Annotated in this window: 14 protein-coding genes; 11 read left to right on the plus strand and 3 right to left on the minus strand. The window is 66.0% G+C overall.

All coding sequences use genetic code 11. From position 1 onward, the window contains the following. Positions 1 to 118: 118 nt before the first annotated feature. On the minus strand, positions 119 to 1,852 hold the full coding sequence (locus tag O3W51_RS18545; protein WP_269286909.1) for a tyrosine-type recombinase/integrase: 1,734 nt from the start codon (positions 1,850 to 1,852) through the stop codon (positions 119 to 121). A gap of 356 nt (positions 1,853 to 2,208) precedes the next feature. Between O3W51_RS18545 and O3W51_RS18550 the strand changes: the two genes are divergently transcribed. After that, positions 2,209 to 3,171 (plus strand): recombinase family protein, encoded by a 963-nt coding sequence (locus O3W51_RS18550; protein ID WP_269286912.1) that lies wholly within the window; start codon positions 2,209 to 2,211, stop codon positions 3,169 to 3,171. On the opposite strand, the gene O3W51_RS18555 is transcribed toward O3W51_RS18550, so the two are convergent. Together O3W51_RS18555 and O3W51_RS18560 are read right to left on the minus strand one after the other, a co-directional pair. Further along, complete coding sequence (locus O3W51_RS18555) at positions 3,157 to 3,924, minus strand: hypothetical protein (RefSeq protein ID WP_269286914.1); 768 nt, start codon at positions 3,922 to 3,924, stop codon at positions 3,157 to 3,159. The genes O3W51_RS18550 and O3W51_RS18555 overlap by 15 nt on opposite strands. A 5-nt stretch (positions 3,925 to 3,929) precedes the next feature. Then, positions 3,930 to 4,415, minus strand: a complete 486-nt coding sequence (locus O3W51_RS18560; RefSeq protein ID WP_269286916.1) for a hypothetical protein — start codon at positions 4,413 to 4,415, stop codon at positions 3,930 to 3,932. A gap of 386 nt (positions 4,416 to 4,801) precedes the next feature. Between O3W51_RS18560 and O3W51_RS18565 the strand changes: the two genes are divergently transcribed. The 10 genes from O3W51_RS18565 (at position 4,802) to O3W51_RS18610 (ending at position 12,147) form a co-directional block, all read left to right on the plus strand. Continuing rightward, on the plus strand, positions 4,802 to 4,972 hold the full coding sequence (locus O3W51_RS18565) for a hypothetical protein (protein WP_269286918.1): 171 nt from the start codon (positions 4,802 to 4,804) through the stop codon (positions 4,970 to 4,972). 167 nt (positions 4,973 to 5,139) lie between these two features. Beyond that, positions 5,140 to 6,300 (plus strand): ParB/RepB/Spo0J family partition protein, encoded by a 1,161-nt coding sequence (locus tag O3W51_RS18570; RefSeq protein ID WP_269286920.1) that lies wholly within the window; start codon positions 5,140 to 5,142, stop codon positions 6,298 to 6,300. A 26-nt stretch (positions 6,301 to 6,326) separates the two neighbouring features. After that, positions 6,327 to 6,710: a hypothetical protein gene (locus O3W51_RS18575; RefSeq protein WP_269286923.1), complete on the plus strand. Its 384-nt coding sequence runs from the start codon at positions 6,327 to 6,329 to the stop codon at positions 6,708 to 6,710. Then, positions 6,707 to 6,958 (plus strand): hypothetical protein, encoded by a 252-nt coding sequence (locus tag O3W51_RS18580; RefSeq protein ID WP_269286924.1) that lies wholly within the window; start codon positions 6,707 to 6,709, stop codon positions 6,956 to 6,958. The genes O3W51_RS18575 and O3W51_RS18580 overlap by 4 nt, the downstream gene beginning before the upstream one ends. Positions 6,959 to 6,973: 15 nt before the next feature. Then, positions 6,974 to 7,888 (plus strand): hypothetical protein, encoded by a 915-nt coding sequence (locus O3W51_RS18585; RefSeq protein ID WP_269286927.1) that lies wholly within the window; start codon positions 6,974 to 6,976, stop codon positions 7,886 to 7,888. A gap of 652 nt (positions 7,889 to 8,540) precedes the next feature. Then, the gene (locus O3W51_RS18590; RefSeq protein ID WP_269286928.1) at positions 8,541 to 9,236 is read left to right on the plus strand and encodes a poly-gamma-glutamate hydrolase family protein; all 696 of its coding nucleotides are present in this window, start codon (positions 8,541 to 8,543) and stop codon (positions 9,234 to 9,236) included. After that, the gene (locus O3W51_RS18595; RefSeq protein ID WP_269286929.1) at positions 9,233 to 9,457 is read left to right on the plus strand and encodes a hypothetical protein; all 225 of its coding nucleotides are present in this window, start codon (positions 9,233 to 9,235) and stop codon (positions 9,455 to 9,457) included. The genes O3W51_RS18590 and O3W51_RS18595 overlap by 4 nt, the downstream gene beginning before the upstream one ends. Before the next feature lie 55 nt (positions 9,458 to 9,512). Next, complete coding sequence (locus tag O3W51_RS18600) at positions 9,513 to 10,172, plus strand: ParB/RepB/Spo0J family partition protein (RefSeq protein ID WP_269286930.1); 660 nt, start codon at positions 9,513 to 9,515, stop codon at positions 10,170 to 10,172. Then, positions 10,169 to 11,614, plus strand: a complete 1,446-nt coding sequence (locus O3W51_RS18605; RefSeq protein ID WP_269286931.1) for a methyltransferase domain-containing protein — start codon at positions 10,169 to 10,171, stop codon at positions 11,612 to 11,614. The genes O3W51_RS18600 and O3W51_RS18605 overlap by 4 nt, the downstream gene beginning before the upstream one ends. 86 nt (positions 11,615 to 11,700) lie before the next feature. Then, complete coding sequence (locus O3W51_RS18610) at positions 11,701 to 12,147, plus strand: hypothetical protein (protein ID WP_269286932.1); 447 nt, start codon at positions 11,701 to 11,703, stop codon at positions 12,145 to 12,147. Positions 12,148 to 12,192: the final 45 nt, after the last annotated feature.

Consider the following 12,192-nt stretch of genomic DNA (forward strand, 5'->3'; position numbering starts at 1 on the left):
ACGGTTCAAAGAATCGTTCTGACCAGGCACTTAGCAGGTCAGGGGCATAAGCAGAAGGATCTTGGCGGCCCGTCCCGATCACGTTTTCATGATCGACAGGACAAATTCGGGACGCAGGTCAAGCGGCGGGACGTAGTCCCTCGTCCGGTCCATCTTCACCAGACTCGGGGGCCTCTTCAGTGCCCCCTTCTTCCTGGCTCTCCGGATCGCTGCGCTCGTCGTCCGGAGGGACCTCCTTCTGCTGAGACCGGGGCACGACGGCGCTCGTTGACTCGGCCTCGGCAGTCATGAGCTGAGGCAGGACGCTCGTGTACGTGTCCGAAGTGATCTGGCGCGAACTGTGCCCCAGCCGCTCCTGGACGACCTTGATGTCCGCCCCGCCGAGGAGTGCCAGCGTTGCCGACAGGTGGCGGGTGTCGTGCAGACGGACCGGGGGAAGCCCGGACAGCTCCACGAGCCGGTTGAACCGTCGGCTGATCCAGTCTGGGTGTAGCGGTTTGCCGTTCTCGTGTGTCCAGACTCGGTTGCTCTCCACCCAGGCTTCTTCACCGGACCACTGCTCACGCTCATTGGCCTGAGTGGTCTGCCAGCCCTGCCAGTGGTCACGAGTCAGAGAGTCGAGGGTGACGGTACGGACGCTGTCCTGCTTCGGAGCCTCGTCGTACAGCCGGTACGCGACCTCAACGACCTGCGCGGAGATCCGGAACCACGAGCCGGACAGACTGACCTCCGTCCAGGGCAGGGCCGCCATCTCACCGCGCCGAGGACCACGGAAAATGAACCCGTGCCACATGCCGTACAGCCGGTCATCGCAGATGAAGTCGAGGAACTGGCCGGTCTGCTCCGGCGTCCAGACCATGACGGGGCTGGGCTTCTGGCCCGTCCGCTTCCACTCTTCGACCCGCTCCGGTGTCCAGACCAGAGCCTTGGGCCGCTTGACCGCCGGCAGTTCGACCATCGCGGACCAATTCGTCGCGTATTCGCCGCGCTTGATGCCAGCGCCCAGGAAGGAGCTGAGGGTGGCGTTGATGCGATGCATCGTCGCTGCGCTGGTGATCTTCCGCTTGCCCTTGCTTCCCTCGCGGAACGCGGCGTTGGCTTCGAGGTAGAGCCGACGGGTGAGGCGGCGTGCCGTCTTCTTCCCCGCCGTACGGACCCAGGCTGTGTAGGCGGCGTCGCGTGCCTCCTTCAACTCGACCACCTTGGCATGGTGAAGCAGCCGCTCGGCGTTCTCCCGCTCGATCGCGTCGTACATGGCCTCGACGTGGCGCAGTCTGAGGTCACGGCGCTTGATATGCCCGAGATGCGGTTCGAGGTAGAGATTGATGTGCTCTTCGTACCCATGCCGAGTCGTGCGGGCCAGCCGCCTCTTCCTCTTGAGCCAGGCGGTCAGGTCCTCCCCGACGGTGGTGTTGCTGAGCACGTCCGCGCCGCCGATGACGTCGCGGTAGACCTCGGCCGACTTGGCTTTCGCCTCATCCTTCGTGGCGAATCCACCTCGGCGCACCCGTCGGCGCTTCCCGCCCTCGCCGGCTTCGAGCTCGAAGTAGAAGTACCAGGTGCCATGACCCTTTTGCGTCAGCTTGGGGCAGCTCGCGCCGAGTTTGCGCATCTTCGGCGCGCCGTCAGCGTCGATTATCGGAGTGCCGTCGTCCTCGACGATGGGCTCCTGGCAGGCACAGCGCCGCTGGTAGCTGGGATCGAACACGTGTATCCCCTTCGTGGCTTCGCTTGTGGATCTTCTGTGTCGGTCCTTGTCGAACCGATGCTCTATCTTGCCCCAACACTCCAGTGTTGGCGTATCCTTAAACCACGTTGGCGCGGGGGAGAACGCGACAACGGAAAATGACAACGAAGGACGCCTCCGCAACTACGGACTCCGGGGCCGCCAGCCCGATGACCCTGGAGGAACTGCTCGCACTGCCGCCGACGGTGAACGTCACTACGGCCGCGCGAGTCCTGGGGATCGGTGTGCACAAGGCTTACAACTTGATCAAGGGGGGATCTTTCCCCGTGCAGACGCTCACACTGGGCAGCACGGTGAGGGTCCCTACGGCTGCGCTCTGGCGAGTGCTCGGAGTGACGCCGCCTCGCAGTGATCATTCGTAGCTTTGGCGTATCGATTCCGAGGTCACGGCCCTGTTCCTAGGGCCGTGACCTAGGATCAGGCGGCTACGGGAGGCGCATTAGAGAAGGACGGACCACGGCATGCCACGGCTCTATGGTTTCGAGGACGCGTCGAGGCGTCGTCTACGCGATGACGAAGTGGACCCGCTTCGCCAGATGGCGAGCCGGGCGCTGGAGGGTCAGTCGAACGCGGACGTCGCTGTCTGGGCGAACGGCGCAGGCTACCGGGGCACGCTCGGCGGGGAGTGGAAGGACGCCTCAGTTGGACGCCTCTTCCGTAATCCCGCCATCGCCGGACTGCGCTACGACGATGACGGCGAACTCGTCGACGCCGGCCACCCGGGCGCCATCACGCGTGAGGAGTTCGTGCGGCTCCAGGAGAGGGACCAGAGCCGCAAGAAGGCTGACGCGGCACCGCCCTACGACTATCTCCTGGTGGACGGCGCGTGCACGTGCGGGAAGTGCACCTGGGCTCTCCAGGGCGCACGGACTAACGCTGGCACCCCCGGTTACCGCTGTCGCCCCAAGGACAAGGACGGCCGCGGTGGATGCGGCGAGGTCCGCATGGGCGCGGAGCTGCTAGAGGACTACGTCGGTGAGAACGTCGTGGCGGAACTCCTCAAGCCGGGCATCCGCAAGCAGATCCTCAAGGCTCAAGAAGCCGTCCGCGCCCAGGTCGAGAAGATGAAGACCTCAATCGAGGACCTTGGGGGCCGCCGGATCGAAGCGGCGACCCTCTACGGCAAGCGCCAGATCAGCAGCGACGCGTTCGTGACCGCAGAGCGAGAGATCACGGCCAGCCTCAAGGACACCCGAAACCGTCTGCGGTACGCAGAGCAGATGGCGAACTTCTCCCTCGGCGATGCCAAGGACCTCGTGCGCTGGTGGAACACAGCGCCGTCCGCGTCGAAGAGAGCCATCACGAGGCTGTTCTTCGAGAACATCGAGGTCTTCCCTGCAAGCGCACGGGGCATCCGCACCGTTGAGCCCGGCAGGGTGGTCCTCCACTGGCGCAAGCTGCCTGGCCTCTCAGATGGCCTGTGACGCAAGGACCTCGCGTGATGCACGTCGCCTGCCGACCATGGCGAGGGTCAGTCCCGTGATCAGCGCAACCACGGCGAGCCCGGCCAAAGCCGGGGAAACGATCTCCTCGGCGTCCAGCGACCACGGGTGGCCGAGGTAGTGAGTTACCAGGTATGACCCCTTGCTGGCCGCGTAGGCGACCCCGAGGACGGCTGCAACCGCTGACATGCCGAGACCCTTCGCGGTCCAGGCATGGCCGGTCTGCCGTGCGGACAGAGCCATGCCGGAGCAGAGGAACGCGATCTCCCCGCAGGTGATCGCCACGTAGGCCAGATAGATCATGAGGTAGACGGTCACGCCCGGAGCCGTCGCGTACTCGGTCGTGAACTCAACGCTCTCGTCTGTCGTCGCGACGAACAGCGGCAGCATCGCGGCGAGGACACACACGGCGAAGGCGATGCGCGCGAACACGCTGGCTATCAGCACCTCATGGTCGTAGGACCAGTCGACAAGCATGAGCTGAAGGCTGCCGCACCACAGCACGGCGCAGAAGTGCGCTCCGAGCTTGGCCGCGTTGTCCATCCCGGTCGCGGACTCAACGAGATCTTCGACCGGAGGCACGGCGAGGATCACGCCGACCGTACAAACTCCGAAGGCGGCGGCGCGGGCGAAGCGGTATTCGTTCCGGTCGCGCTGACGCCAGGCTTCACGGGCGGAGAGCACTGTGCCCGCGATGCCGAACAGGGCGCAGAGGCCGAAGACGAGGCCGTCCATGTGGTTCAGGTCCCTTCCAGGTCAGCGACGGCACGTTCGGCCGCCTCTGTGAAGCTGAGCCGTCTCCGCCGGCCTGGCCGTGGTGGTTCGGCGACAGGCGGCAGTGGATCGGGCACTTCGGGGACCGCGCGATCCGTACGTCCATGTCTTGTACGGATCTCACGTGCGGCCTCCAGAAGTTCGGCGACCCCGCCTTGGCCCAGGTCGTGGACCAGTCGGAGCGCCTCGCGAGCGTCTTGGTGCTCCTCGTAGACCGACAGCGAGGTCAAACCGTTGTACCCAGGAAGGAGATAAGCTACCGGACACTCGAATGCGCGTGCGAGACCCAGTAGTTGCGAGATTGACGGATTGGCCTTGATCCCGTTCAGGAGGTCGTTCACTACCTGATGGGTCATCGCCGGCCTGCCGCCGGGCGTCTCGGCGGTCGCGGCGGCGATGACACGCGTACTCGGGGTCTTCCCGTCGGCTCCGCGCTTCCTGCTGAGCAGCACGGCGAGCTTGCTGGCGAGAGGGGTGTCCGGGCCGGGCCGCATGAGTCTGACTACTCCTCGGGTACGCGTCAGGTTCGCTCACGGGGCCGCAGAGGCGACCCGCTGGGCATGTTCAGTGGCGGTCATGGGGCGGGTGAGATTCCTGGGGCAGCCTAATGTCTATGTTGGTTGACAATGAGTGTTGCCCCCGCGCAAGATCGGTAACGGCAATTTGTGGATTGTGCACTCAGCATGCAGGCCGCCACCCTCCTCTGCTCTCCAAGCTGCGAGATTGTGACCGGCTCCCCCCTGCCGCCTGATGTGTGCCGATATTTTGCCTGTGTGGGGATCTAAGCGTGTCGTTACTCGTTAGGAGGGCGGAACGCTGCAACGCGGGAGGGATGCGGGTGGGGATCGAGCTGGGACGAGTGCTGGCCCGGTTGGAAGAGTCCGGTGGCGTGGAGAATGTCGCCCTGAATGACGAGTCGGCTCACGAGGTGCTGGGGGCCCTGTCGATCGTCGACCCGAAGCATGTCGGGTGCGAGGCTGAACGTCTGAGCGGCAACGCCGCACGCTGATCACCGAGGCGGTAATGGGACGCGGAACCCTGGACGGGGTTCCGCGTCCACGCGTTTGACCTGCAAAAACTTCTCGAAAATTGTGGACCCCTCCCCTTGATGCATATAGAATAGAACTACAAGGAAGGGGGAGAGAAGAAACCCCCACCGACCTCTTGGAGACCGAAATGCCGCACAAGTACGCGACCTTGAAGATGCGCCAGATCCGCCGCAACCCGAACCAGCCCCGCGAGACCTTCAACGAGGAGGCCCTGACCGAGCTGGCCAACTCGATCAAGGAGCACGGCCTCCTCCAGCCGATCGTCGTCCGCAAGCTCACGGTAGAGCTGGTCAACAGCAAGCCCCAGCCGATCGTTTACGAGCTGGTCGCCGGCGAGCGCCGCTTCCGTGCCAACGAGCTGGCGGGCAACATCACCATCGAGACGAAGATCCTCCTGTCCGAGGGCGACGCCGAGATCAGCGACATGGACTCCTTCAAGAAGGCCATGGCCGAGAACCTGAACCGCGAGGACATGCTTCCACTGGAGGAGGCGCGCGGCTTCAAGAAGGTCCTCGACGAAGAGGAGGACGCCACCCCCGCGACCGTCGCGAAGATCTTCTCCAAGTCGGTCCAGTACGTCACGCAGCGCCTGGTGTTGCTCTCCCTGCGCCCCGAGATCCAGATGGCCGTTGACCTCGGGCACATCGGCACCCAGGCCGCAGTCCAGATCGCCGCCCTGTCCAGGGACAACCAGAAGGCCGTCTTCGAGGACTGGAAGAAGGGCGACAAGAGCGACAACCAGCTCGTCCACATCGCCTACGCCATGCGCAAGCAGGAGAAGGCGGCTCAGCAGGACTCGATGGTCGACGTCGAGGAGATGACCCCCGAGGAGAAGACCGAGCGCACTCGTGCCCAGGCCAAGACCAAGAGCGACCTCGACGAGATCGAGCGCATGTGCGACCTGCTGGACGGCATCGGCAAGGCGGACCCGATGGAGCTGGCCCGCGCGCTGGAGGGACAGGTGGGCAAGCGGCTGGAGCAGATGGACCGGGTCGCCAACTTCGTTCAGAAGGCCCGCTTCCAGCTCCGTCAGGCCAAGGCGCACGCCGATGCCAGCGAGATCATGGTCAACCCCGCGGCGGCTGCCCCTGACCTGGTCGCGGAGGCCGACGCCGCACTCGTCCGCCTGGAGCCCGCCGCCGACGTCACCTCGGAGACAGACGCGGAGGCGGAGGCGGAGCCCACCTCCGCGCCGCAGGCCAAGACTGACGACGCCGAGCCGGAGAACACCCCGGCGCCCGAGGAGACGGTCGACGCCGACGCTCAGCCGGTCGCCGTCGCCGCCTGAACCACTCACCGAGGGGGCGGCCCCCAATGGGCCGCCCCCTCCTCGCCTCTCTCTACCTGGAGCCCCCCGCGATGAACGACATCCACGCCATGCGCAACGTCAACCGCAACCTGTTCGAGGGAGTGCCGGCCACGGCCGACGCCCTTGAGGAGTACGACTCCGACGCGGCCCGACTCGTCCGCGAGGCCGCCCAGCATCTGTTCAAGGGCCGCCGCGACAACGACCCGGAGGCCATAGCCGATGCCAGCAACGCAACCTTCATCGCCGGTGCTGAACTCCTCAATGGGGCCGGGCGTTCTGTCTACGTCCGTTTCCCCATCATGGTCGCGGCGCGTCTGGTGGAACTCGAAGCGGCACTCCTCGCCGCCGGTGCCCAGACCGCCAACAAGGCGGAGGGGCAGACGGCATGAAGCGGCCCGCGCACATCGGCGGCCTCAAGACCTGGCCCGAGGACGGGACGCTGCCGACCGAGGTCTGTCGCCTCTGTGACGCCGACCTGGCCGACACCTTCAACCGGCTCGCCTCCGCGATCTGTGTCGTCTGCGGCTACTGGGTCTGCGAGCTGTGCGACGGCGGCACCGACCCCACTACGGGCGATGCGGTGTGCGCAGATCACAAGGGCCACCCGCTCGCCGCCAACTGCACCCAGTACGCCTGAACAGGAGTTCCAGCCATGCAGATAGATCCCGACGTTCTCAACGTTCTTCGCGCAGCCACGGTCGACGGCCCGGCACTCCGTCTGAACGGCCAGCTCGACCGCAAGCTGTACGAGCGCGTCAACCTCGCCCTTCACGCGTTGGGCGGCGTCTGGCACCGCTACAAGAAGGTGCATCTCTTCACCATCGACGGCGCCGACGCCATAGCCGGGCTGCTCGCCACGGGCGAGGTGATCACTGATGTCGACCGGCAGTTCTACCCGACGCCCGAGCCCACCGTCGAACGCCTCTTGGACCTGGCCGAACTCGAACCTGGATGCGAGGTGCTGGAGCCGTCGGCGGGGCGCGGCGCCATCGCCGAAGCCGTCGCAGCCCGCGGGGCCATCGTGGACTGCGTCGAACTCGACGCTGCTCGCGCGGAGCACATCCGCGCCGGCGGGTACGCCCGGCAGGTCACGACGGCGGACTTCTTCGGTGTGCCGGTGGAGCGCCGCTATCAGCGGGCCATCATGAACCCGCCGTTCGCGGGACGCCAGGACATCCGGCACGTGGAGCGGGCGCTGCGCTTCATTCAGCCCGGCGGCCTCCTCGTCGCGATCATGTACGGCAGCATCACCTACCGGGACGATCACAGGAGCAGGGACTTCCTCGCCCGGATATGGGAGGCGCGGGGAACCCTGTGGGAGTTGCCCGCAGACGCGTTCCCGGCGGTAGGGGTGGCCACGGCAATCGCGGTCATTCCAGTCCGCGACGTGGCTCCCCCTCGCGGCATGCGACAGATCACGCTCAGGCCCGAGGACTTCACGGCCCAGCCCCACGCGGTGCAGCAAGACCTGTTCCTCACGGACGGGCCAACTGCGGATCGGACAGCACCCCTTGACGGGCTCGGATACGGAGTGCCGCACGACGGAAGGGATCACTCAGATCGTTAGATAGATCCCAACACTCAAGAGTGATACGGTCTATCTCGTTGGTGGGAACGCCCACAGCCGAGGAACCGGCCCACCAACACGCCGTGGCATGCGGCATCCCCTTCGGTGCCTGGCGGGTGGCCAATCCCCCGCGCCCTACCCGCCAGGCACCGGCTCCGCGCCGAAGCGAAGCCGCCGGGAATGCAGCGCCACGATCACGACCGGACCCGCCCCCGACCACGCCGGGGGCGGGTCCCGTGCACTCCGGAGCGACATGAGCGCAGAGGACTTCACAGGGAATCCCGCCGACCGCGAGCTGTACCAACGTCTCCTCCTCGAACGGGACGGCCCCCCGCAGAAGGCCGCCGACGAGCGAGACCCGGGCCGCCGAAGGATTCGTAAAGCTCCCGATCGGGACGGCCCACGGCGTATCGCGGAACTCGAAGCAGCTATCTCACCCAGACGACGACCCAGGAGAACAGCGGCATGACCGAGGACCAGACCCCCAGGCAGACCGGGCGCGGCGAGCCCCCTGTTCCGGGCGCGGAGTGGTGCAACGCCTGTGACGCCTGGTGCCTGCCATCAGGCATCTGCCGCTGCAACAACCGTTAGGCATCGCGACGGTGGCCGTTGCCATCACCGCGGCGGCCACCCCGACTCAAGGAAGTGCCCCATGACCACCGGCCTCTACAACTCCTTCGCCGCTCTCGCCAGCGCCCAGATCGAAGGCATCGACTACCAACGCTCCTGGCGCTCCTCACCGATCTCCACCTTGCTCCACCTGGCCATCCACGGCGGAGGGATCGAACAAGGCACGAGCGAACTCGCCAGCGCAGCCGCCGGCGACGTGCACGACTTCTACACGTTCGACGGCACCAAGCAGGCCAACAACAGCGACCTGCATCTGGCATCAACTAGCTTCGACGACCCGCAGGCACTCGCTCTGGCCAAGGGCGCAACCCACATCGTCTCGTGGCACGGTGCCGCCGGGGCCGCCCCCATGACGAACCTCGGCGGCCTCGACTACAGCCTGCGCGACCACATCGGACAGTCCCTGTCGCAGGCCGGATTCGCCGTCCAGGTCGCCAGCGAAGAGATCAACGGCAACGACGCCACGAACATCTGCAACCGCAGCGGGCGCGGCATGGGCGTGCAACTGGAGATCAGCAGTGCGCAGCGGCAAGCGTTCTTCCTCAACGGGGACATGTCCCGAGCCAACCGGCAGAACGTGACGGAGGCTTTCACCGCGTACGTGAAGGCCGTGACGAGCGCCATCACGACGGCGCTCGTCGCCGCGGGCAACGGCCAGCCGGTGCCCATGCCCCAGTCGGTACAGGAGCCCATCGACTCAGTAGCGTCGGGGGCATGACCACCTCGCGCCAGTACACCGGTGAGCGGGTCGACCTCGACCCGCTCACCGCCAGCACCATCACCGACAACCACCTCGATGCCATCCGCGCCGAACTCCGGCACTACCGGAACAGGGACGAGGCGACCAACGCCGCGACCGCTGACGGCACTCCGCCAGCAACAGGGCAAGCTGCGACGGCCACCGGCGCCCCGGCTGAACCGAGCCGACAGCCCTGCTGATCGTCTAGTGTTGGCGTGCGTAGGGCGCGGGGAACGGCCTACACAAGGGACGCCCGTGACCACGCTCGCCAACATCCCCGAACAGCTCCTGCCGCTCGCCGTCCCCATCGACGACCTGGCCCCGTACTACCGCAACCCCCGTACCGGCGACATCCCGGCCATCGCCGAGTCGCTGACGGTCAACGGCCAGTACCGGCCCGTCGTGGTCAACAAGGGAACCCACACCGGGCGGCCCAACGAGATCCTGGCGGGCAACCACACCGTCGCCGCCGCCCAGCACCTCGGCTGGGAACACATCGCGGCCACCTGGATCGACGTCGATGACGAAGCAGCAGCCCGCATCGTCATCGTCGACAACCGGACCAACGACCTCGCCGGATACGACACCGCCCTGCTCGCCGACATCCTCTCCGAGATCCCCGACCTCGCCGGCACCGGCTACGACCGGGAGAGCGTCGACCGGCTCCTGGACGACACCTCGCTTCCCGAGACGCTGGAGCTGACGTCCGACGGAGCAGGCACCGGGGCCGTCGCCACCGTCGACTACCTCCAGTGGGGCTACCTCCAGTGGGAGTCCAAGCGGGTCCGGATCACCTCCGAAGAGGTCGAAGTCCTCAACTCCATCTACACGAAGTTCGTGGACGACACGAACAGCGACCTCGGCTTCGGCTGGCACGTCCTCCAGGAAGCCCACCAGGAGGGCGACGCCGCATGAGCAAGGCACCCACCACGACGTTCCACGAGTCGTACCCGCTCGATCAACTGCGCCCCGCCGACTACAACCCGCGCCGCCTCAGCGAGACGGCCTTCGTCCGCCTCCAGGCATCGCTGCGCCGCCACGGAGTCGTCAAGCCGGTCATCCTGAACGCGGACGGCACACTGGTCGCGGGCCACCAGAGGACCAAGGGCCTCAAGGCCATCGGCCTGACCCACACCCCCGCGGTCATGCTCGGCACGAAGGTCCGCCTCCAGGACGAGATCCAGTTCAACCTGCTCCACAACCGCGTGGAGACCGAGGCCAGCGTCGTCTACGCCGAACCCGGCACGATCGGCGCCTGGTCCTACATCCCGTGGCAGTCCATCCGCGTTGCCGAACGCAAAAACATGTCGTTCGTCAACGCCATCGGCCACATGACCGCCGGCCACGGCCCCTGGGGCAGCGTCGTCATCGACGACCAGGGACGTATCGTCCTCAACGCCGAATACGCCGTTGTCGCCTCCATCTCCCGTTTCGACCTCCTCGCCTGGACAGTGACGTCAGCCGACGCCGCCCAGCTCCACGCCGACCTCACCGGCGAGTACGGCGTCTACGACTGGAGCGCGATCGAAGGCAAGGCCCCGGTCTGGAACCAGCACATCGTCCAGCCCAAGCGGCTGCGACAGTTCTCCTCCAAGGCCAAGGCGGGCAAGCTCGCCTACGGCTCGGAGACGTGGGACCAGCTCGTCACGCCCTGGCTCAAGCCCACGCAGCGCGTCGTGGACTTCGGCGCCGGGTACGGCGACTACGCCAAGCACCTGCGCGCCAAGGGCTTCAACATCCACGACTACGAGCCTTACCGGTGCCGGGACGGCTCCTACGCCGTCGACATCCGGGCCGTCGTCGGCATGATCCGTGACATCGAAAAGGACATCCAGACCAACGGCCTGTACGACGTCGTTGTTCTGGACTCCGTCGTCAACGCCACCACCTCGCTCGACTACCAGCACTGGGTGATGACCACCGTCAACGCCCTGTGCGCCGCCGACGGAGTGGTGTGCCTGGGCACGCGCAGCCTCGCCCGCGAACTACGCGATGAGAAGGCCAAGCGCGTCACCTCCCAGACCGCGACCACGAAGATGAGCTTCCTCGACGACGACAACGTGGAGATGAACTTCGTCAAGGGGAAGTGGCAAAAGCTCCGCTTCCATACGCCGGAGACGCTGGAGCCCATGCTCCGCCGCTACTTCGCGGACGTGAAGGTCACCGACCTTAGCGGGTCCAACCTCAAGGCGACGTGCCGCCGCCCCCTCGCCCTTCCCAAAGAAGAGTACGAGAAGGCATTCGAAGAGGAATTCAACATGCCTTACCCGAATGGCTTCCGCCATGACAGGCATCTGGAATTGGTGGGAAATTTGATAAAATTGGTAGTAGAGAGAAATGAATCTCTCGCCAATTAGGTAAAGCATTTGGGGAGCGCATGTCACAGCGAATACAAATACGAATCGAGTCGCGGACTCGGTACCACATCATGTGGCTGGCAGGCGTGCGGCACGTCGCCCTCGACCAACACTGCCTGCGCAGCTTCGGCCAGCCCGACCGTCCGCGCGTGGACGCTCGCCGCCGGCACCAGGCGCTGGAACTCCCGCAGGACAATCCTCCGCTCGCTTGGTATCTGTGCGCGCTGCCCAACCCCTGGAACTGGAGCCAGAACGCCCACCTGGCCTTCGAGGGAGCCGCGGGTGAGCAGTGGGAGGGCCCCGCCCTCGTGCCGGGCCTGTACGTCTACCTCGAAAACGCTCGCCCCATCACAGGCTGGGGCGAGCACAGCATCCCTGCCGATGAACCGCTCCGGAATTCTGTCCGCTTCCGGACCTGCCGGAACTACCAGTTCGCATGGTGGTTGCGCACTCAGCGCAGTGCACCGGATGCGCCTCCCGAGTTCACCCCGCCGAAGAAGCCCGGCACGGGCGAACAGATGTCGCTGATCTGATTTGAGCGGGGCCGGACAACCACTGTCCGGCCCCGCTTCCTCACC

Origin of the sequence: Streptomyces sp. H39-C1 (assembly GCF_027158125.1) — a bacterium.
In the GTDB taxonomy this organism is placed as follows: Bacteria; Actinomycetota; Actinomycetes; order Streptomycetales; family Streptomycetaceae; genus Actinacidiphila; species Actinacidiphila fildesensis.